A 20,792-nucleotide genomic window follows, 5' to 3' on the forward strand; every position below is an offset into this window, starting at 1 on the left:
TTATTGAACTTCAAAGTTAGTTAAGTCTTCTGTTGATCCACTCTCTACTGTTTCTGTCATAACATCTCCCCCGTCAAGATTTCTTTCGTAAAGCAAGAACTTCGGATCAACTGTAAAGTCGAGGTCGAAAGTAACGCCACCTTTTGAATCAAGAGTTGGGTTGTAGAAAATCGGGTCAATAAATGCTCTTTCTTCTTTGAGTGCATCGGACTGAAGTGCAATAGAAGTGTAGCTTTTTGCTTTACCTTTGAGTGTTACAAGTATTGTTCCTGCGTTTCTTTCTGGTACAGAAAACTTGAAGTCAGTAAACTGAACTGATTGTAGAGTAAGTGCTGAAAGAGTTTCCATGATAGGACTTACTGTTATGTGGTTTGCCAGAACTTCACCCGCAGCAGATAGTCTCCTGTCTAGGTCTTGTATCTCTTCGATAAATCCTGGTTCGAAAGATTCTTGTGCTCTTTTCAAACTGTCAGCTTTGCTTGCGATAGAAGAAGCTACTGAACCCTTGTAGAAATATGTACCAACTGCAAGAAGTATAGAAGCAAAAAATATAATAGTAGAAATAACATTCAAAACAGGGACCGGCTTCTCGCGAGTCTTCTTACTACTAGGAGTAGTCAGTGGTTGTTTTGGTATGAATGATGTTTGATAATCTCTCTCTAGTGGAGGCATACTAAAATTGAATTGGGTTTCTTAGAAAAACCTTGATATTAAAACCCTTATATAGAAAATTATAGCATGCAAAAAGAGATATTATGCAAAACAAATATAAGAGTTATACACAACGCCCTATTATTCTAGTATTCTTAGTGCCAATCCTGTCGCTACTGCGAACTCTGGACCAGCTTCTTTTAGAACATCTTTGAGAAAAGCTGGAGATTCTACTTTGTCGAACGCTGCGCCGAGCTCTATATCGCTCTTGAAAACAGCTTTTGCGTATTGGTCTAGTCCTTTCAATAGTGAACCTGCACCAACAAATATGATTTTTGAAATTGGTCTTTGGTATTTTCTTTCGTAAGTAGTTATAACTGTGTTTACTTCTGAGAAGATATAATCTATCGATATCTTGGCAACGTCTGAAACTTTTCTATCTTCTCCGATACCAGTTAGTCCTATATCTCTCTTGGCTTTTTCTGCAGATTCGAAGTTCATAGAAAGACTTGTAGAAATACTGTTTGTTATGTCATGTGATCCACGATTTATAACGTGGAACAATCTAACTATCCCGTACTCAACTATTGTAAGTTTGCTTTTCATCGCACCGATATCTACAAGTAGTACAGTCGAAAGTTCATGATTGAGCGAACTCCTGATAGCAGAAAATACTTCTATCTCTAGTAGTTCTGGTGATATGTTTGCAGTTTTTGCAACGTTGCTATATTTCTCTAGAGTTTCGTTGTGTATCGCTGCAACTAATATATCTTGCTTTGCACCAGAATCTACAAACTCTGAGTCACCTCTTTCGGCTTCTCTTTCTGGTATCTGCCAGAAGTCTAGTGCGACTTCACTTATCGAAACCGGTATGTACTTTCTCGCCTCTGTTTCTATAACAGGTCTTAATTCTTTTTCTCCGATAGTTTTCGGTAGTGACAAAACGAAAATCAAACTCGCTGAACTTGGCACAGCAAGTCCTGCGCGCTTGGTTGTGACGCCAGATTCTCTGATCACGTCAGCAAGAGCTTTGGAAAGAGCTTCTTCTGGAAGATTTGTTAGTTTACCGACTTCGGCGCTCGCATACGGACCAAGCGAAAGAGTCCCATACGTTTCTAGCAGAGCTTTGCCTTTCTTCTTTTTGATCTGAACAACTTTGATAGAAGAAGATCCTATATCTATACCGACAGCGCTTTCTTCTTTTGGTTTCGAAAAAGCGGCTTTTCCCAAAGAAAAAATTTTATTAAGTGGATTATCCATAAAGCCTTTTGTGCTACGATTGTACCATATAAAGGAGAAAAACTATATGAAACTAGGAGGATTTTTTGGAAAAATACTTTTTACAAAACGATGCATTTCCTGCGAGAAAGAAGGCTCTTATTTCTGCAAAACCTGTATAGACAAAGTCCCGAGATCTATACCACTCGGTAGCGACACCTACCCACTCTTTGAATACAGAGACATATATATGACAAAGGCTTTGTGGCAGATGAAGTATCTCTCCCGCGACAGTATCGCCGAAACTTTCTCGGAATACATACTCGAAGAAATAGAAAACATAATTCTAGAAAAAGCGTTGTTTGAAAAAATCGGCCAAGTAACGATAGTACCGATACCGATGTCCGAGAAAAGAAAAAAGAAGCGTGGTAAAAACCACATAAAAACTCTGGCAGACTTTGTTTCAGAAAAAAGTTCCTACCCCGTTTCGGATATTTTGATAAAACACAAAGAAACAGATCCGCAGGCGAGAATAAAAAACAGGAGCAAAAGGCTCAGAAATGTTTCTGGTTCGATGAGTTACAAAAAAGATTCTGAAAAAGATATCGTAGGAAAAACTGTCATTCTGATAGATGACATCATCACAACCGGTGCGACGATAAACGAAGCAAAAAGAGTCCTCAAAAAACTAAAACCAAAGAGTGTGATTACGATAACGATTGCGCATTAAAAAAGAGGGGTCTCATGACCCCTCCGGACTTTTGTCGTTTGTTTGTTATTTTCCCATACGGCTCACTTAGGGAGGATTAATAAACCTTTACGATTGATAAAAAGGACACCCTCCGGCCTATGCATATTGGCAGTATATATACCACCCAAAGAACAAAAGTCTTTTTCAATATAACAGAACTTTATTCGAGGAACAATTTGTGCTAAAGTCTCAAGTATTCGAGAGAATATGGAGACCTGCCTACCGGCAGGCAGGCGTGGCTCAGCCACGTTCAATAAAATAAACATTGGAGACGTGGCTGAGTGGTCGAAAGCGCCTCACTGCTAACGAGGTGTCCCGTCAAAAGGACCGTGGGTTCGAATCCCACCGTCTCCGCAATAAATCTGACCGCACCCCGCCACAATTTGTCTGGGGAAAATGAGGCGGAGTGCTAATGCGGACTCGCCCGCGCAGACCCCCCAGACCCCTCCTCCGCGCGGGCTTCACTTTTTGTTTTTTGGACACAGGCGCAAAACATGAAAAATCACTTTAAAAAATGTTAATATAAGGGCACGATATGGATTTTCCTAAACAGACAATTTTAATAACTGGCGCAACAGGGGGATTAGGAAAGGTGCTTGCAAGGGAGCTTGCTAATAAAAGCAGTACTTTAATTCTAACTGCTCGAGAAAAAGAAAAACTTGAGTCTTTAAAAAAAGAACTTGAACCTTTTTATGAAAAAATTATCATTCAGCCAGCAAACCTTTTAGAAGATGAAGACCGAAGAAAAATTGAAGAATTAGCAAAGGAAACCACTATTCTTATAAATAACGCAGCAATTTTCGGAACAGACATAAAATCAGTTGGCGAACGAGATATAAACGAAGAATCGAATATAAATAAACTAAATGTCCAAGTGCCGGGCCGATTATCATTTTTTGCTCTTTCTAATATGAGAGATAAAAAATACGGAAGAATAATAAACGTTGGATCCACTTCTGGTGTATTTAAATACACTGGTAGAAGTTCATACAGCTGTTCAAAAATAGCATTGTTAAGGCAAACTGAAACTGTTAACCAAGAAATAATTGAGAGTATTGGTGGTGATTATAAAGATAAAGAAACTGATAAGTATATTGACGTCTTTGCTTTTTATCTAGCCCCAGGTCCAATGGAATCAAGTAAAAGCGCTGAAGAAGTAATATTAAAAAGAGCTGAAAGTTTAAACGTATCAAAAGACGAAATGGCAGAAAAATATAAAATGTATGAAAATGCTAATACTGGTGAAAAAACAATGCTTGATTCAAAAGCAGTTGTTGAAAAAGTTATCGAAATATTAAAGCCACTAGGGCAACTTGAATATAAACAACGTAAAGAGATTAATGAGATCATTACAGATTTTCCCCCATACTCTCTTATTAAAAAGACAAAAAGTCAGAAGTAAATATTTTTTATGTTAAATTTTGAAAAAAAATAAAATTGAACAGATAAAGAGAGAAGCACAATCAAAAGATGCTCTGTTAGAAGAACTAGAAAACGTCAAATCCTAAGAGTTATTAAAAAATATACTTTTAGAGCTTATTGAGTTTAAAGAATGGAAATCAGTTATTGAAAATATAGAAAAGTTCTCAATAGATGATCAAAAAGAAGTGGCCATTAAAATAATCGAAAACGGTGGAGTGGAACATATTGAATTAAATTTGCCAGTGTTTAATTCTCAAATTCAAGGTGAAATTTAAAAAGCTGTCTTAAAAAACCTTGAATCAAAGTGCGTGCTAAACTCATTAACTTACTTTTGATTGCGTCTGTGCCCAAAAAACAAAAAGTGAAGCCCGCGCAGACCCCCCAGACCCCTCCTCCGCGCGGAACACAGCCGAGGTTTTGCGAATCCGTGTCCCCAGAAAATTGTTTCGCAAAACCGAGTCCATTTTATTAGTTTTAATCATTTGGATTTTGCTCGAAATAGTTTCGAACTTTGTCTAGTAAGTACCGCAGTAAGAACTTATTATCGGCGTGACCCACAGGCTTAAGATTGTGGGGCGACCCGAATACATACAATAAAATCAGCCCCATCACGCCGAAGCATGATGGGGCTGTGACTTTTTGGTCGCTGAGGCCGCTAATCTTCGTATCCTAAGAGTTTGCGCTCCTCAGGGGAAAACTTTGCAACAGCTTTCTTCTTGATGTCGAGAGCTTCTGCCTCGTCGTCGAAGAGCTTCACCGGATTCTGGTCTTCGATAACGTAACCGATGGTTCCGTCAGTCAACACCAGAGCTTGCCCTGTCTTGTGCCAGCTTGCGTTCTTTTGTACCCCGGCGAATGCCGATGCGATATTTGGATCCTTGAAGAATCCGAGCGAGCTGGACTTTAGGCCGTCATCGTCCACGCGGTAGACCTCGGTCATCTCGACGATCTTGAAATCTCTGAGATCTTTCCCGACCAATTCTTTGATTTTGGTAGCCATAATTACCTCCTTTGTTTAGGTTGACTGTCTGAACGGGATACTACCAGATATATCCCGATAAGTCTAGAATCTAGAGAAAACTGACCTAGACCCGCATACCTATTTCAAGCTCCAAAAGTCTGCTAAAATGTCCTTATGGGGTCTCGCCAATTTGGTACTGAACCCCACGTGGTCTACGACGGTAAAAAACTGATGCTATACTACCTTAATGGAAAACTTGACTGACACGATTAAAAAACTAGAACTATCTCTGCTAAAACCAGAAGTTCGGTCTTCAAAAGATATGTTAGACAAACTTATCGCAGATGACTTTATTGAATTTGGAACATCGGGAAACAAATACACAAAAAAAGACATTTTGGATAGATTGCCAAATAGTCCAGAAGACGCAAGATACCAGGCAAGCGATTTTTCTATTGAGATGTCCCCAGAAAATTTTGTAGTTGTAAAATTTAAAACTAAAAAAATAATAAACAAAAAAGAAACAATCTTTTCATCCCGAGTTTCCTACTGGAGAAAAACTGATTTGGGTTGGCAAATTTTCTACCACAAATCTACTCCTATTATTTAATTTGTTGATGCTATACTACCTTAATGGAAAAACCAAAGGTTAGATTTATATACGCTTATCCTCTAGATGTATCTAGAAGAAACTTAGCAGAAGAAAGAGGTATAGATTATCCTTCTGTAGAAAAAATAATAGAAACAAAAGATAACTGGGAGAGGTTATGGGAATCATTCGAAAAAGAAAATAGTGTAATCAATCTTATACAAGAAATTACAAAAAATACTCCAGACAGGAGCCTAGAGTGTTTTGTTGTAGGCGGCATGATGAGTTCGATGTCTGCCCCGTTTATCGTAACTACACTAAGAAGGGGTGCCGATCGAAGTGATGAAGACTTTATAGATACAATGATTCACGAACTTCTTCATATATTTCTATCTAAAAAGAAAAGTTACTTTTCTTTTCTTGGAAATAAATACGAGGCAGAAACAAAACTGACACAAAACCATATACCAATATATGCCATGCTAGAAAAAATTTATGAGGAAGTATTTAAATCTAAACCATTAGATTATTCTAGAAATGATATACCGGTTGATTACCAGAAAGCAGTAGATATAGTAAAAAAGGAGGGTTATAAAAATATATTGGAAGATTATTACCAAAATATATAATTAAAATGGAAAAAGAATTTGATCAATCTAATACAAAAACATGTCCAGCTGGATTAATTGATCTTTTTAATAAAACATATTCTGAAAGATTAGAAAATTGTATACCACTTGAAGCACATGCATCCACAAGAAGATATTACATACTAAAATCAAAAAGTTACGAAACATTGGGTGCTACGGGCGATGACCCACAAGAAAACAAGGCCTTTGTAAAACTTGCGAAACATTTAACAAAAAATGGTGTTAACGTGCCTAGAGTTATTTCACACACCGATGATTATAAATTCTATATACAAGAACTTTGTGATCAAGTAGATTTATTTTCTCTTGTAACAAAATATCCAGAAAAACAAATAGAACTTTTAACAAAAGCGATTGATCTTCTTGTAAATTTTCAAAAAAAAGGAACTATTGGATGGGATTATTCTGATTCTTATCCATTTAAATCTTTTGATTCAAAAGAAATAAATAATAACTTTAAAAGACTAAGTGAATATTTATTGGGAAGCATAAATATAAGTTTCAATAAAAAAATCCTTGATGATTTTGAAAAAATCTTAATAAGAGAAATAGAGTCAATACCGAAAAATGAATATGTACTAATGCATAGGGATTTTCAATCTAGAAACATACTTATAAACAAAGAAATTTATACACTCATAGACTTTCAAGGATCAAGAAGTGGCCCAAAACATTATGATTTGGCATCTTTACTATTCCAGTCTAGAATAAATTGGAAAAAAGAAAGTCAGGAATATCTTTTAAATTATTATTTAAATCTTAATAAAGAAATAGACGATCGAGATCTTTTTATTAAAAATTTCTACTTTTTGGGAGCTGTGAGAATAATACAAGCACTTGGATCATATGGAATAGCAATTTATTTAAACAATAAAAAATCCTTTCTAGCTAGTATAACGCCAGCCTTAAAAAACTTAAGGGAAATTACTGAGGTTTTAAATAAAAGATACAAAATAAATACTGATAAAACAGTAGAATTAATAGACGAATTAATAATATTTTTTTCTAAAAATGATACATCTATATAGCTTTTCTTATAAAAAGAGTGCGAGAGTAGAACATGATCCAGAATCATTGCAATATATTTTTGATTGTAGACCTATACTAAACCCAGGAAGAATACCGGATCTTTTGCCCAAAAATGGAAAAGATAAGGATGTGATAGAATATTTGGAAACAAAAACAAAAATGCCAAAATTTATTGAGTCAATAAAAGGTATAGTAGAAATAGCCGTTGAAGAATATTTAGAAAAAAAAGAAAGATACAAAGAATTACATATTTATTTTGGTTGTACGGGTGGACAGCATAGATCTGTTTACTGTGCAGAAAAAATAAAATCTTATATAGAAGAATATTTTAAATTGGAATTATTATTAACCCATAAAGAATTAAAAAGTTAAAAATTATGAAATTAGTTGTATTGGCAGCGGGAAAAGGATCAAGATTTTACCCCATAACAAAAAAAATACCGAAGGGGCTTGTCCCAATATTAGGAAGGCCGATGCTTGAGTATGTATTGGCGCCATATATGGATCATATTTCCGAAATAATAATGGTTGTTAATAGTGACCTCGGACACCTTATAAAAAATCATTTTACAAACGAATACAAAGGAAAACCAATTACGTATATAGTACAACCAAATGAAGGTCCAAAAGGGACTTTTTCTTCTCTAAGTTTATGCAAAGATCATCTGAGTGATAATGATGTTTTTTGTGTTTCAAACTGCGATGATTTACTCGAGCCAAAACAAATGAAAGAAGCTCTGAAATCAAAAAAGATAGGCCTTGGTGTTACAAAGTCTAAAATGCCTTGGTACTATCTTGGTATAAAAACTGACAACGGAATAGTAAAAGGTTTTGAAAGATACTCCAAAGAAAATGGTGAATTTATAACAAACGACTTTGCAAATGGATTTTATATTTTATCCAAAGGTGTACTTGATTTTAAACCAGTAGAAACAAGAGATGGTGAACATGGTTTGCCGCAAACAATTTTTGAAAATATTAATTCTTATGAAATGGAAACCCACCAAGTTGATGAGTGGCAGGCAGTAAACGGACCAGATGACCTAGAAAATGCAGAGTTATTTGTGAAAAAACACTTCAGTGGATTAAATTAAAATGGAAAAAGAACCTACCAAAAATAAAATTATAGAAATAGAGCCTCGCGGTTCGTATTTCGAAGTCGATGAAGAAGGATATCTCATAAATCCAGCGAGCGAAGAAAAAATCCAAGAAAAATGGCGTCCCGTGATAGATGATGTAGTAGAACTATACAAAGATGCCTATGGTGACAAACTAAAGCAAGTATATATAAGAGGCTCTGTTGCAAAGGGTGAAGCAGTAGAAAACGTGTCAGACATAGACACTTTCGCTATTGTAGATTTATCAAAAGAAGACTTGAATGTAGCAAAAGAAATAAAAGATGCTAGAAAAGAATTAGAGCAAAAATATCCTTTTGTAAACGGTATAGAATTTGAACCAAGGTTAAAATCTAATTTCAATAAAAACGATATAATACTTTCTCAATCTCTTTGCATACATGGAGAACCGCTTGAAACACCAAAAAGAAAACCTGGAAAAGAAATGTCTATACATGCAAGCTATATAAAACAGAATCTAAGCTGGATTAAAAATTTTCTAGAAAAAGATGAGAGTGAAGAAGAAATAAAAAATGCTTGCACTTGGGTCACAAAAGTAATTCTGCGAACTGGTTTTGAAATAACAATGGAAAGATCCAAGAGGTATACTCGTGACTTATATAAATGTTACGAAACTTTTAGAGAATACTATCCGGAAAAAGAAGAAGAGATGCGAGAAGTCCTACACTACGCTCTGAACCCAACAAGTGACAAAGAAAAGATACGAGAAATAGTTGGTGGTATAGGTCAATGGCTCCTAGAAGAGTCCAAAGAATACTTCGAGGGCAAATAAACAAAAAAACCCATATGGGTTTTTTTGTTGTTCCGTTTCCAGTGCTAAATAATTAATTAATGTTTGAATCTCTTATAACCCATACAGGTGAAGCGAGATCCCATCCAACCAAGTCATTACCAAATTTTCTTTTCAGAGAGTCAGAAGTTTTGTCGAAGTACTCATCATAGGCACTTTCGTGGTCTTTATCTTCAGATAGTTTGTAAGTAAAACCTACCCCCATCTGATCTTTTGATACTTTTCTAATATAGACTTGAAGGTATCTATCGTCTTCAGAGAAAGATTCTGCAAGCTCTATTAGTTGTTGTTCTGTTATATTACCACCGAACTTCCAAAGTCCCATAGCTACTGTTGTGTTTTTCATAATTGTGAAAGTAAATTAAAGTTAATAAAAGGAAAGGAACTTTAATATTATACCATATAATAATTACTCTTGTCAAATATATAAAACCCCCTATTTTCTTCAACTTGTACTATTTCCCTATTTATTAGATAATAGAAACTATGAGTAAAGTACTTATCGTAGAAGACGACGCATTCCTACAAGGAATCATGGCTACCAAGCTTTCAAAAGAAGGTTTTGTTATCGTCACAGCAGACTCTGCCGAAGAAGGCAAAAACAAGCTAGAAGAAAGTCCAGACATCATAATCCTAGACCTACTCCTGCCAGAAGGAGATGGTTTCCAAGTCATGGAGGTTATGAGAGAGAAAGGCATGAAAACTCCTGTTATCGTCTTCTCCAACCTAAACACAGAAAAAGATTTCAAGAGAGCACAAGAATTCGACATGATGCGTGAGTATATGGTCAAGAGTAACTTCACACTAGAAGAATTGATCGAGAAAATGCACGCTATCTTGGGATAACTTCATGAACCTCGGTGATAGTATCGAAAAAAACTTTAGACTAACTGAAGCACAAAAGAAAGCGCTCAAAAGATTGAAGATCTCTAGTATAAAAGATCTTCTTTTTTATTTTCCAGAAAGGTACAGTGCTATATCAGAACTACACTTCATAAACGAACTAACCGAGGGAGAGAACGCCACAATACTCGGCAAAATAATAGACGCCAAAACAAAAAAATCTTTCAAGTCGAAAATCCCAATGGGCGAAGCAACTCTCGAAGACCCAACAGGAAAAATCAAAATAGTCTGGTTTAACCAAGCATATCTTGCCAAGATGTTTGTGGCTGGAGACATAGTTCAAGTTTCTGGAAAAGTAAGTCTCGACAAGAAAGGTGAGAAAACTCTGACAAACCCAGAAATCAAGAAAACTCCACTTTCTCCTATCGACCTACACTCTACCCTTTTCTACAAAGAAGAATCTCTAGAAGCCGAAGTTCAGTACCCGATATACAGAGAAACACGAGGCATAACTTCCAAGTGGATATATCACACAATAGAAAAGATAGTTTCTGCCAAAGTCCTAGACGAGATACAAGAATACATACCAGAAGAAATCCTGACTCGGTACAAACTCCCCTCTCTCAAAACTGCACTTATATGGATACACCTCCCCAAGAAAGAAGCCGACGCTATAGCCGCTAGGAAAAGATTTGCGTTCGAAGAAGTTTTCTTCATACAGCTCGGTAGACATATAGATAGAAAGAACTGGCGAGAAAACAAAACATACGAAATAGAGGTAGACCAAGAACTCCAGAAAAAGTTTGAAAAGAACTTTGGTTTTTCTCTGACAGAAGGTCAGAACAAAGTGATAAACGATATTTTCTCCGACATAGAGAAAGACTCTCCGATGTCTCGCCTTCTCGAAGGAGATGTAGGCAGCGGAAAGACTGCAGTTGCAGCGAGCATAACAAAACAAGTTGTCTCGACTAGGCCACCTGGACAAAAGTTTGGAAATCTACAAGTCGCATACATGGCGCCGACAGAGATATTGGCAAGACAGCTTTTTGACAGCTTCACAGAATATTTCAAAAACGATCCGATACAAGTCGGACTCATAACTGGTAGTGGTGCGAGAAAATTCCCTTCCAAGGTTTATGGTGAGAAATCTACCAATATCTCTCGCCCACAACTCCAGAAATGGGTAAAGAACGGCGAGATACCAGTTCTGATCGGAACACATACACTTATACAGAAAAGTGTAGAGTTTCGCGATCTTGCTCTTGTGATCATCGATGAACAACATCGTTTCGGTACCAACCAGAGAGCAAGTCTCGCGAAAAAGTCTGGCTTTGCGCCACACCTGCTTTCTATGACAGCGACACCTATACCCAGAACTCTTGCTCTTACTATATATGGTGACTTGGACCTTTCTGTTTTGGATCAAATGCCGATGGGAAGGAAAAGTGTCGTAACAGAAATCGTAAAAGAAAACGACAGAGATGAAGCATATGAAAAGATAAAAGAAGAACTAGAAAACGGAAGACAACTATATGTCATATGTCCGAGGATAGATGAACCAGACGAAACAAAAGAAAAAGCGCTACAAGTAAAAAGTGTGACAACAGAAACAAGAAGACTCAAAAAAAATGTTTTTCCGGACTACAACATAGAATACCTTCACTCCAAGATGACAAAAGAAAAGAAAGAAAAGACAATGGAAAGATTCTTGAACAAAGAAATAGACATACTAGTTTCAACTAGTGTTATCGAGGTCGGGATCAATGTTCCGAACGCATCGGTTATGATCATAGAAGGAGCAGAAAGGTTTGGTCTAGCACAGCTACACCAGCTCCGCGGAAGAATCATGAGAGGAACGCACCAGCCGTACTGCTACCTTTTTGCAGATGTAAAAAGTGACAAGACACTAGAAAGAATGAAAGCTATAAAAGAAGCCAAGAACGGTTTCGAACTAGCGGAGATTGATCTCGCTCAACGTGGTATGGGTATGCTTTCTGGAGAAAAACAATGGGGACTATCTGACCTCGGAATGGAAGCGATCAAGAATATAAAAATGGTAGAAGCAGCGAGAGAAGAAGCCAAGAAAATAGTTGAAGAAGATAAACTAGAAAGTTATACAAAACTAAAAACAGAATTGGAAAAACGAGATCTCAAAATCCACTTCGAATAAAAAAGCCGCACATAAAGTGCGGCTTTTGTTAAAAGATCAAAGTTTAATTCTCTTTTTCATCTTCGCACCAGTTTTCTTTTCCAGATATTCTGGAAGTTTAACGGTGAGAGATTTTTGAAAATCCTTGAAGCTACCAATAACCCAAAGGTCATCTTGTTTGTGGTAGATCTCTTTTGGTGTCGAAAGCATGTGATCAAATGTCTCGAAGATTTTTTCGATTTTTATCTCATGGTGTCGAACGTTGGGACTTTCAAGAGAATAAATACACTCTTCTGGTGAAGATAGAATTCCTGGACCCACGATCCAAAGATTGTCATGTTTGTCGAGATTCAAAATGAACTCAACCATATACCAGTGGATAAAATCCATTGCCTGCATAACCTTGATATCAAAGTTAAAGCCCTGCTCCACAGCCAAACCCGCCACCTGACTTACATCAGCAAACGGCGTAAGGCTAAGAGCGGCTCCATGACCAAAAGGACCCTCGTGGAAATTGTCAGGCTTCGGAGTATAGTCTCTTTCTTCCCATGACCTTAAGTACAAGGTAGAAGGAAACATTCTCCTGGCATAACCAGCAAAAAGAACATCGTCTGGAGTCACGTCTTCGCTATAGTAATAACGAAAGTTACTTATCTCCTGAAGTCTTTTACTGAGAACACTTAATCTTGGAATACGATCTTTTTCCGGCCAGATTTTTTCTGATCCTTTTATAATTTCCGGGTGAACACGACCTGGCCAAACCTCATCAATTGCTTTGACAAGATAGGCAAAGGTTTTGTGATCTTGCTCAGAATATCTATTTTCATAGTCCTGAACTTCGTCCCAGTCTATAGAAGCGAGTCTCGAGACTTCTTCTATAGCATTTGATTGTTTTGCCATAACTATTGTCAATTTTTTATCAATATAGTCTATTATGGAGATATAATCAATCAAAAAGCACAAAACGCCTTAAAATAAGGCGTTTTGTGCTTTTTTGTCCACCCTCTTGGACTCGAACCAAGGACCCCAGAGGTATAAGCTCTGTGCTCTAACCAACTGAGCTAAGGGTGGAAATATCCTTATAATCTCCACCTGGCAACTTGTGCCTCTAACCCCTGCCTGCCCAATTCTGGCAGGAACTTGAAGCTAAGGGTGGAAATGTTGGCTATATAGATTGATAATATACATCATTTTTTTGTCTTAGACAATACAAACATTTTACTTGCAAAGACTCACCCCTATACTATAATAGAAAGTAGGAGGGGTTAAAAGTTTAACCTTATTTTTATTTTATGAACGAATTTATTTCAAAAAAAATCGGTGAAGTGCTAGCTTTCTCCGAGATCGGAATAGAGACAATAGAAAAAACTCGCGATACTCTAAAGCCTGAAGTTGAAGAAACATTTGTTTTGGACATACTAGAAAAAAACCAACTTCACGCAGAAGAGCTTCGAAAAATCGCAAGTGAAAACAATATAATAGAAACAGTCGAAGCAAAACAAGGTGAAACCGGTGGCAAGCTGAGACAAATGCGAGACATGTATATCGACGAGAAGTGGAATAGTCCTTCTCATATATTTGAGTGGATGCTTTTCTTCGAAGGAGCAGCTTATGGACACTGGGCTCTTATAAAAGGCGCCGGAGAATCTGCCAACAGAGAAGATCTAATCCTTCTAGCAGAAGAAGCTATGAACTTCCATCACGAAACACTAGAAAAAGTAGTGAGTGAACTCGAACAAGTCGGGATGGACAAAGGAGACGAGAATTAAAAAAACTCCACGATCGTGGAGTTTTTTTAATTTTCTTTTTCGTCTTTGAATCTTTGTTTTATATTTACACCATTTTGCACCAAAAGTTCTTCGTATTCTTTTTGTTCTAGTGTTTCTACTTCTATAAGTTTGTCAGCAAGAGTATCCAGGAGTTTTCTGTTTTCTGTTAGAACTTCTTTTGCTTTTTTCATTGCTTCAGAAAGTATCTTTCTGACTTCGTTGTCTATTTTGGCAGAGATTTCTTCTGAAACATCTCTGTCTGGAAATCTTCCTCCATCTCCTGCAAAAGCAACTGGACCGATATCACTACTCATGCCCCACCTAGAAACCATAGCTCTCGCCATATTTGTAGCAACTTGTAAGTCGTTTGATGGACCTGTTGTTACATCACCAAAAACTATTTCTTCTGCTGCATATCCACCGAGAGTCATAGTTATATCATCTAGAAATTCTTTTCTTGATTGCAATCTCCTGTCTTCTGTTGGGATCTTGAGTGTATAACCACCAGCATGTCCACGAGAAACGATAGAAACCTTGTGTACAGGATCGGCGTCTGGCAGAAGAGATGCAACGAGTGCGTGACCACCCTCGTGATAAGCAACTATCTTCTTTTCTTTTTTGCTCATGACATGACTTTTTCTTTCTGGACCAAGCATTACTTTTTCTATCGATCTTATGAGATCATTTTGTGCTATTTTCTTTCTGTCTTCTCTTGCTGCAAGAATCGCTGCTTCGTTCATAAGAGAGTAAAGGTCTGCACCAGAAAATCCAGAAGTTCTTTCTGCAATAACTTTGAGATTGATATCTTGGTCAAACGGTTTTTTTCTAGCGTGTATTCTTAGTATTTCTTCTCTATCACTTCTATCTGGAAGCTCTAGCAAAACTCTACGGTCAAACCTACCAGGACGAAGAAGTGCTGGATCCAGAACGTCAGACCTGTTTGTAGCAGCCATAACTATAACTTTTTCTGTTGGCTCAAAACCATCCATTTCTACTAGTATCTGGTTTAGAGTTTGTTCTCTTTCGTCATTTCCGCCACCGATACCTGTACCTCTTATCCTTCCGACTGCATCGATCTCATCGACAAACACAATAGAAGGAGACGCTTTTTTCGCCATCTGGAACAAATCTCTTACTCTAGAAGCACCAACACCGACAAACATTTCTACAAACTCTGAACCAGATAGGTGGAAAAATGGTACTCCAGCTTCTCCTGCAACAGCTCTAGCAAGCAAAGTTTTACCTGTTCCTGGCTCACCAGTTAGAAGCACTCCTTTTGGAATCTGTGCGCCTATATCTAGAAACTTTTTTGGATTACGTAGAAAGTCTACTATTTCTGCTAATTCTAGCTTTGCTTCTTTACAACCAGCGACATCAGCAAATGTTACTTTGTTCTTTTTGTCATTTGGATTTGTGATTTTTGCTTTTGATTGTCCGAAAGAAAACGCTTGCATCCCTGCACCTTTGACTTGTCTAGACAAAAACCAAAAGATCAAAAGTATAAATATAATCGGTAGTGCGATAGGAAGAATGTTCAGAAGTATGTATCCGAAACCTGACTCGTTTTTGATAGCAAGTTTTACTGTATCTAGATTTTCTGGAGTAACGCCGTATATAGAAAGAGTTTCAGAAAGTGAGCTCTCTAATTCTTTTTTGGTTTTGTATTCTGTACCATTTGTATCGATAAATGTAACAGTGCTACCTGCTACAGTTACTTCTGTTACTTCCCCACTCTTTATCCTAGAAGCAAGGTCCGAAATAGCAACGTCTTCTATTTTTTGTTTGTTTTCAGTAAAAAGTGAGTATAGAGCACTTATTAGAAGAAAAACAAAAAGAACGTTCATGATATAAGAAACCATACTCCTAGGCTTTTTAGGGCCTTTGCCTTTGATAAAAACTATCTTTTTATTTGGTTTTTTCTTGGAATCCTTTTTCTCCATATTTGCAAAAACACTATAACATAAAAGCCAGACTTTTTCGATAAATAAAAAACCGCGGACCTATAAGATCTGCGGATTGTTTACTCTGGGTTTCCTTCCTGTTCATCCAGCGTCGGCTTTGTAGTTGACTTAGAGTAACTCTTCTCTGAAGACTCAAAGAATTCACTAATTGCCTGGATGCTTAAATTTGACTGAAATAGATCAAAGGCCTGTTTGTTTTTTTGCCTTTGAAATAAATCTGACAGGTATATGACCTTCTGATACTCTTCAATTATCTGCCTTCTTCTCTTAATCATGGAGCCTAGACGAAGTCTGATAAAATCATCTTTATCAAAACAAAGCTTTTCCAGTTGTTCTGGTGACAATTTTTCCCAAATCAAAAATCTTTCATTGTCCCAACCATCAAGATATCCTCCGTGAAACACGATCTTTTCGATCTTTTCATGAATTAGTGATCTCAAAAGACCACCAATGTTGAAACTGTCGTATTCGTCAGGAAGGATGAAATTTCTGTCAGGTAAATCGATGTTTGGATGAAATTCTGCACCACCGCCAAAACATACGAGAATTGTTCCCTGCTCCAATTCTGCAACAAGGAGAGGATGACGTTCGATTTTAAAGTCTCCCCTTGGTATTACAGAATCATCTTTAATACAAAGACTTGGTCCGTAGCCAATGAGCTCAACTGCAAGCTCAAAGGGTACCGCTGTATACAGTTCGGTTTTCATAAAATTTACAATATTTTTTCATAGATTAACAGATGATTTTGATTCTGTCAAATAGATAATGTTCCTACCATATATAGAAAAGTCTAAGTTGTTGAAGAAAAAACCTCATAACACAAAAGCTTTGAAATATCGATAAATAAAAAGGAGACGGTTTCCCGTCTCCTATAGCGTTTATCCAATAAGGCCGTAGACTTTTATGGCTGCAATTATTATGGATATAATTTGAAGAACCACATAATACTTCGCACTCCTTTTCCAGTAAAAGAAAGCCAACATCAAGTGTGAAACTATCAAAGCTATCCACCCACCCACAAAAATCTTGTATCCCAGCATTAAAAAAGCCGATATCACAGCAACCGTGATTAGACCCTGGATATGTCCCATTAGTCCACCTTTTCTCGATGTCCTTATGTAAACAAATAGCGCAAACACGAAAGTTATGCCCAATACTATGTAGTCCCAAAAGAACAACCCGGCGATCTCGTTTGACCATTTATACCAACCAAAGGCAGACATACCAGCTAATCCTGTTACTGTCACAGCAAGCATAGTATCTTTCCTCAGTAAATTATAGATCGAGATCAGAACATATCCGATCAGAGAAAAAGGCCAACCGACAATCGAATCAAAAGCCAGTAAAATCTTGGAAAGAAGTGCGCTTACTGAAGATATGACTTCGATTACCTTCAATTGTTTTTTCATTGTGCAATTTATTTTTCTAGTTATATTTTATCACAAAATACTTATTTGTCAATAAAAAACCCGCGCACACGTCACAGGTTTTTGTTTAGCATGTCCAGGAAGAGTCCTGAACAAATAAAAGTTGGAAGTATCATAGAAAAAAGGAATGCTGACTCGATCCCTTCTTCAAAGAACAATATCGCAGAAACGAGACCTAGTGCTCCCAAAATAGGGGTGTAGTATATTCGTCTTTTTTTCCTTGCCGTTTCTCCCCAGAGTTTATAGTCCAAAGGTTCTTTCATACTGGATTGATTTTTTAGGAGTATAAACAAAAAACTAGCCAGTGGCTAGTTTTTTTGTATTTTGTGGAATTAAATCAAATGTCTATTCGCAAAAGCAAAACCAGATCCATGCTTTAAGTATTTTTCAAAATCTAATGCTTTATTTTTATCTTTAAAAGCTGAATAAAAAATTAATTCAAAATCTCCACTTTTCGTTGTTTTAACAGTCTTATGATTATGACTCTTTAATCTAGATTTCAAATCTCTAGTAAAACCAACATAACGCTCTTTTGATTCTTTATTTTTTAAAATATAAACGTAATACACGATAAAATTATATCAATAAGTTCTTCTTCGCTAAAGCTACAAAGAACCACTGCTTCTTTTTTATAAAACAAAACACCCTAACTTTAGGGTGTTTTGTTTTTGCTTATTGTGCCCTCACTGCGTTATCAAGATTATTCAGTGCGTGCACTGCGAATTTTTATAAGATAAAAGTGCGTGCACTGCGAATTTTTATAAGATAAAAGTGCGTGCACTGCGAATTTTTATAAGATAAAAGTGCGTGCACTGCGAAGCTTTAGCGAAGCAGTGGAAATGGGGGGAATCGAACCCCCGTGCAACAACTTCTCTACTATTCGTCTACATGTTTATTTCTATTTCGTATCTCGATTACAAACTAAAAAATAGAACAAAACCGATTGTAATCTAACTCAAAATTTTTCGTGTCAGAAAGAGAGTGGCTTCCAGACCTTATCTCAGAAAGTATTATACCCGTTATATCCACCCTGAGAAAAAGATATAGGGGCAGCTAGCGATTTATACGCGAGCGTAAGCAAAATCGTTCATACTAAAGTATGGAGATTTTACTGAAAATGCTTTTGCATTTATGTTTTGTGTCAAACTTTTACGAAAATAGGACACTTATTCGACATGCAAAATAACAAAGACGGCTATTGTCGATACCGATCATTCCCCTAAATCATTTTGCTTTGCAAAATGATCGGGCGAACATTTGCTTTATCAAGCAAATGTTTTAGCCATAAATCTTATATCACATTGATATAAGTCGGGCGAACATTTGCTTTATCAAGTAAATGTTTTAGCCATAAATCTTATATCACATTGATATAAGTCGGGCGAACATTTGCTTTATCAAGCAAATGTTTTAGCCATATAAGTAACTTCTTATGAGTTACTTTGTATATAACTTTTCAAAATTTTACTTTTTTCTCTTGCGCCCCAAAGACTTTTTAGAAACCTTTCTCGTTTGAAGGCCTCTGATTTATTATCAAAAATTTCTTTTTTAATCAAAACAATAGGTCTTCTGTTTTTGGTTGATTCCACAAAACCTGAATTATGTCTAATCAATCTTTTTTCTAAATCAGAAGTACAACCAACATAAAGCTTCTTATCTTTTTCACTAAAAAGTATATATACAAAGTAACTCATTTTACCTTTTCAAGGTTCTTCCGAGAGCTCTCTCTGTGTCTCTTTTTTTGATAGTTTCGCGTTTATCGTATTTCTTCTTACCACGACAAATACCAATAGACACTTTGATTACTCTTCCTTTATTATACAACGAAAGTGGCACTATTGTCAAACCTTTGGTTTTTTCTGTGTTTTCTAGTTTCTTGATCTCATCCTTGGATAGAAGAAGCCTTTTTACCCTTTCTGGATCATAGTCTTCTGGAGAATTGTTTGGTTGATATGGGTCTATTTTTAGCCCTAAAACGAACGCTTCTCCACCTCTTATGATAACCCTGCCTCCTACAAGAGAGCACTTACCACTTTTGACAGATTTGACCTCATATCCAAAAAGCTCGATTCCCGCCTCGATTTTCTCCAGTACTTCATAATCGAAGTATGCTTTCTTATTTTGGGCAAAATCAGCCATATTTATAGGGGTAATTATAGCATTTATATAACATTTTTATTATTTGACATAAAGGCCAAAATGGTTTAGAATCCCCTAGTACAAATATTGTCACTCCATTGTGCGTAAAGATTTCAGAATAAACAAAGAAATACGAGCAAAAGAACTTAGAGTCTTAGATGAAGAGGACAATAATTTGGGTACCCTATCTTTTGAGGAGGCCCTAAAAATGGCCGAGGATAGAGAGCTAGATCTCATAGAAATAGCCCCGAAATCAAATCCTCCCGTAGCAAAAATAGCTGACTATGGTAAGTTTCTCTACCAACAGAACAAAAAGCTAAAGAAGAGCAAGTCGGGAGCAAAACCAACTGAAACAAAGAATATTCAGATCAAAGTTGGTACGGGAGATCATGACCTATCTATGAAAGCCAAGATGACTTCAGAATGGCTAGGAGAAGGACACAGGGTAAAAGTTGAGCTTTTTACAAGAGGAAGAATGAACTATATGGAAAAAGACTTTCTCAAGGAAAGACTCGAGAGAATCCTAAGATACATAACCGTACCCTACAAGATATCAGATGAATTCAAGAAAAGCGCAAAGGGATACTGTGTAACAATAGAAAGAGATACTTCTAAAAAAGAGTAATTATATCCCGAACGAAATAGCGAACGACTGAAAGGGATTATAAAAACAAGGTCAAATTTACAAGATTTAATTATTAAATATCGAACAAAAACTAGAAACTGGTTCGCGTTCGATTTCGTACGGGATGAAAACAAACAAATCAATCCTAAAAAGACTAAAAGTCTCAAAGAACGGTGTTGTTTCTGGAAGAAAATCCGGATTTAACCATTTCAATGCAAAGCAATCTAGATCAGTTCAGCTAGCAGGAAGAAACGAGGTTGAAGTAACACTTTCTAACAAGGCAAAAAACAATCTTAAAAATTCTATTAAAAGATCTAGCAAACTTTCATAAGGCTTATGACAAGAGTAAAAAGAGGTGTAATAAAAAACAAGAGAAGAAAAAATGTACTATCGCAAGCAAAAGGTTACAGATTTGGTAGAAGCACAAAAGAAGCACAAGCCAAAGAAGCGATTAGAAAAGCTGGAACACATGCTTTCGCCCACAGAAAAGACAAAAAAAGCGATAGAAGAAGACTGTGGCAAGTTAGAATAAATGCAGCCGTTAGACCACTAGGACTTTCTTATAGTAAATTTATAGACGGTCTAAAGAAAAACAATATAGGGGTAGATAGAAAAATACTCGCAGACCTAGCAGAAAACAACCCAAAAACTTTCGAAAACATCGTTTCAAAAGTTAAATAAC

At 36.6% G+C, this 20,792-nt stretch carries 26 protein-coding genes, 2 tRNA genes and 1 other RNA gene; 15 read left to right on the top strand and 14 right to left on the bottom strand.

Features of this window, described 5'->3' with window-relative positions; all coding sequences use genetic code 11:
• Complete coding sequence (locus H6791_01930; GenBank protein ID USN94503.1) at positions 1-672, bottom strand: hypothetical protein; 672 nt, start codon at positions 670-672, stop codon at positions 1-3.
• Between the two features lie 120 nt (positions 673-792).
• The gene (gene pilM / locus H6791_01935; GenBank protein USN94504.1) at positions 793-1,911 is read right to left on the bottom strand and encodes a type IV pilus assembly protein PilM; all 1,119 of its coding nucleotides are present in this window, start codon (positions 1,909-1,911) and stop codon (positions 793-795) included.
• 46 nt (positions 1,912-1,957) lie between these two features.
• On the opposite strand from pilM, the gene H6791_01940 reads away from it, so the two are divergent.
• The 3 genes from H6791_01940 to H6791_01950 all read left to right on the top strand — a co-directional run bounded on the left by H6791_01940 (position 1,958) and on the right by H6791_01950 (position 4,022).
• On the top strand, positions 1,958-2,599 hold the full coding sequence (locus H6791_01940) for a ComF family protein (GenBank protein USN94505.1): 642 nt from the start codon (positions 1,958-1,960) through the stop codon (positions 2,597-2,599).
• Between the two features lie 288 nt (positions 2,600-2,887).
• A tRNA-Ser gene (locus H6791_01945) sits at positions 2,888-2,974 on the top strand.
• Positions 2,975-3,155: 181 nt separating this feature from the next.
• Positions 3,156-4,022: an SDR family NAD(P)-dependent oxidoreductase gene (locus tag H6791_01950; protein USN94506.1), complete on the top strand. Its 867-nt coding sequence runs from the start codon at positions 3,156-3,158 to the stop codon at positions 4,020-4,022.
• A gap of 675 nt (positions 4,023-4,697) precedes the next feature.
• Here H6791_01950 and H6791_01955 read toward each other — a convergent pair.
• Positions 4,698-5,042 (bottom strand): hypothetical protein, encoded by a 345-nt coding sequence (locus tag H6791_01955; protein ID USN94507.1) that lies wholly within the window; start codon positions 5,040-5,042, stop codon positions 4,698-4,700.
• Positions 5,043-5,250: 208 nt separating this feature from the next.
• Between H6791_01955 and H6791_01960 the strand changes: the two genes are divergently transcribed.
• The 6 genes from H6791_01960 to H6791_01985 are packed head-to-tail and all read left to right on the top strand — an operon-like array spanning position 5,251 to position 9,179.
• Positions 5,251-5,613 carry a DUF4440 domain-containing protein gene (locus H6791_01960; GenBank protein USN94508.1) on the top strand — a complete coding sequence of 121 codons (363 nt, stop codon included), beginning with the start codon at positions 5,251-5,253 and terminating at the stop codon, positions 5,611-5,613.
• 23 nt (positions 5,614-5,636) lie between these two features.
• Entirely contained in the window at positions 5,637-6,221 is a 585-nt protein-coding gene (locus H6791_01965; protein USN94509.1) for a hypothetical protein, read from the top strand.
• 5 nt (positions 6,222-6,226) lie between these two features.
• Positions 6,227-7,270 carry a phosphotransferase gene (locus tag H6791_01970; GenBank protein ID USN94510.1) on the top strand — a complete coding sequence of 348 codons (1,044 nt, stop codon included), beginning with the start codon at positions 6,227-6,229 and terminating at the stop codon, positions 7,268-7,270.
• Positions 7,254-7,643 (top strand): ATP-binding protein, encoded by a 390-nt coding sequence (locus tag H6791_01975; GenBank protein ID USN94511.1) that lies wholly within the window; start codon positions 7,254-7,256, stop codon positions 7,641-7,643. Before H6791_01970 ends, H6791_01975 begins: the two co-directional genes overlap by 17 nt.
• 5 nt (positions 7,644-7,648) lie before the next feature.
• Positions 7,649-8,365 (top strand): NTP transferase domain-containing protein, encoded by a 717-nt coding sequence (locus tag H6791_01980; GenBank protein USN94512.1) that lies wholly within the window; start codon positions 7,649-7,651, stop codon positions 8,363-8,365.
• A 1-nt stretch (position 8,366) separates the two neighbouring features.
• Positions 8,367-9,179 carry a nucleotidyltransferase domain-containing protein gene (locus tag H6791_01985; GenBank protein ID USN94513.1) on the top strand — a complete coding sequence of 271 codons (813 nt, stop codon included), beginning with the start codon at positions 8,367-8,369 and terminating at the stop codon, positions 9,177-9,179.
• A 52-nt stretch (positions 9,180-9,231) separates the two neighbouring features.
• Here the strand turns inward: H6791_01985 and H6791_01990 are convergent, their stop codons facing one another.
• Positions 9,232-9,543: a hypothetical protein gene (locus H6791_01990; GenBank protein USN94514.1), complete on the bottom strand. Its 312-nt coding sequence runs from the start codon at positions 9,541-9,543 to the stop codon at positions 9,232-9,234.
• A 140-nt stretch (positions 9,544-9,683) separates the two neighbouring features.
• Here H6791_01990 and H6791_01995 point away from each other — a divergent pair, with 140 nt between their 5' ends.
• Positions 9,684-10,043: a response regulator transcription factor gene (locus H6791_01995; protein ID USN94515.1), complete on the top strand. Its 360-nt coding sequence runs from the start codon at positions 9,684-9,686 to the stop codon at positions 10,041-10,043.
• Positions 10,044-10,047: 4 nt separating this feature from the next.
• Positions 10,048-12,210, top strand: a complete 2,163-nt coding sequence (recG, locus tag H6791_02000) for an ATP-dependent DNA helicase RecG (GenBank protein USN94516.1) — start codon at positions 10,048-10,050, stop codon at positions 12,208-12,210.
• 36 nt (positions 12,211-12,246) lie between these two features.
• On the opposite strand, the gene H6791_02005 is transcribed toward recG, so the two are convergent.
• Together H6791_02005 and H6791_02010 are read right to left on the bottom strand one after the other, a co-directional pair.
• Positions 12,247-13,089: a hypothetical protein gene (locus H6791_02005; GenBank protein ID USN94517.1), complete on the bottom strand. Its 843-nt coding sequence runs from the start codon at positions 13,087-13,089 to the stop codon at positions 12,247-12,249.
• A gap of 97 nt (positions 13,090-13,186) precedes the next feature.
• A tRNA-Ile gene (locus H6791_02010) sits at positions 13,187-13,260 on the bottom strand.
• A 221-nt stretch (positions 13,261-13,481) separates the two neighbouring features.
• Between H6791_02010 and H6791_02015 the strand changes: the two genes are divergently transcribed.
• Complete coding sequence (locus H6791_02015) at positions 13,482-13,958, top strand: hypothetical protein (GenBank protein USN94518.1); 477 nt, start codon at positions 13,482-13,484, stop codon at positions 13,956-13,958.
• A gap of 26 nt (positions 13,959-13,984) precedes the next feature.
• Here H6791_02015 and hflB read toward each other — a convergent pair whose 3' ends face one another.
• The 8 genes from hflB to smpB all read right to left on the bottom strand — a co-directional run bounded on the left by hflB (position 13,985) and on the right by smpB (position 19,485).
• Complete coding sequence (gene hflB / locus H6791_02020) at positions 13,985-15,817, bottom strand: ATP-dependent zinc metalloprotease FtsH (protein ID USN95134.1); 1,833 nt, start codon at positions 15,815-15,817, stop codon at positions 13,985-13,987.
• Positions 15,818-15,978: 161 nt separating this feature from the next.
• Positions 15,979-16,626 carry a hypothetical protein gene (locus tag H6791_02025; GenBank protein USN94519.1) on the bottom strand — a complete coding sequence of 216 codons (648 nt, stop codon included), beginning with the start codon at positions 16,624-16,626 and terminating at the stop codon, positions 15,979-15,981.
• Positions 16,627-16,797: 171 nt separating this feature from the next.
• Entirely contained in the window at positions 16,798-17,328 is a 531-nt protein-coding gene (locus H6791_02030; GenBank protein ID USN94520.1) for a nicotinamide mononucleotide transporter, read from the bottom strand.
• A 71-nt stretch (positions 17,329-17,399) separates the two neighbouring features.
• Positions 17,400-17,609: a hypothetical protein gene (locus tag H6791_02035; protein ID USN94521.1), complete on the bottom strand. Its 210-nt coding sequence runs from the start codon at positions 17,607-17,609 to the stop codon at positions 17,400-17,402.
• 69 nt (positions 17,610-17,678) lie between these two features.
• Positions 17,679-17,915, bottom strand: a complete 237-nt coding sequence (locus H6791_02040) for a GIY-YIG nuclease family protein (GenBank protein USN94522.1) — start codon at positions 17,913-17,915, stop codon at positions 17,679-17,681.
• Positions 17,916-18,177: 262 nt separating this feature from the next.
• Positions 18,178-18,565, bottom strand: a transfer-messenger RNA (tmRNA) gene (ssrA, locus tag H6791_02045).
• A gap of 211 nt (positions 18,566-18,776) precedes the next feature.
• Positions 18,777-19,040 carry a GIY-YIG nuclease family protein gene (locus tag H6791_02050; GenBank protein USN94523.1) on the bottom strand — a complete coding sequence of 88 codons (264 nt, stop codon included), beginning with the start codon at positions 19,038-19,040 and terminating at the stop codon, positions 18,777-18,779.
• 1 nt (position 19,041) lies between these two features.
• Positions 19,042-19,485, bottom strand: a complete 444-nt coding sequence (smpB, locus tag H6791_02055) for an SsrA-binding protein SmpB (GenBank protein ID USN94524.1) — start codon at positions 19,483-19,485, stop codon at positions 19,042-19,044.
• Positions 19,486-19,585: 100 nt separating this feature from the next.
• Here smpB and infC point away from each other — a divergent pair, with 100 nt between their 5' ends.
• The 3 genes from infC to rplT all read left to right on the top strand — a co-directional run bounded on the left by infC (position 19,586) and on the right by rplT (position 20,791).
• Positions 19,586-20,110 (top strand): translation initiation factor IF-3, encoded by a 525-nt coding sequence (infC, locus tag H6791_02060; GenBank protein ID USN94525.1) that lies wholly within the window; start codon positions 19,586-19,588, stop codon positions 20,108-20,110.
• Between the two features lie 124 nt (positions 20,111-20,234).
• Positions 20,235-20,441 carry a hypothetical protein gene (locus H6791_02065; protein ID USN94526.1) on the top strand — a complete coding sequence of 69 codons (207 nt, stop codon included), beginning with the start codon at positions 20,235-20,237 and terminating at the stop codon, positions 20,439-20,441.
• Between the two features lie 5 nt (positions 20,442-20,446).
• Positions 20,447-20,791, top strand: a complete 345-nt coding sequence (gene rplT, locus H6791_02070; GenBank protein ID USN94527.1) for a 50S ribosomal protein L20 — start codon at positions 20,447-20,449, stop codon at positions 20,789-20,791.
• The last annotated feature ends 1 nt before the right edge of the window (position 20,792 follow it).

The sequence above is a fragment of the Candidatus Nomurabacteria bacterium genome, assembly GCA_023898605.1.
In the GTDB taxonomy this organism is placed as follows: Bacteria; Patescibacteriota; Minisyncoccia; order Phycocordibacterales; family UBA9973; genus HK-STAS-PATE-34.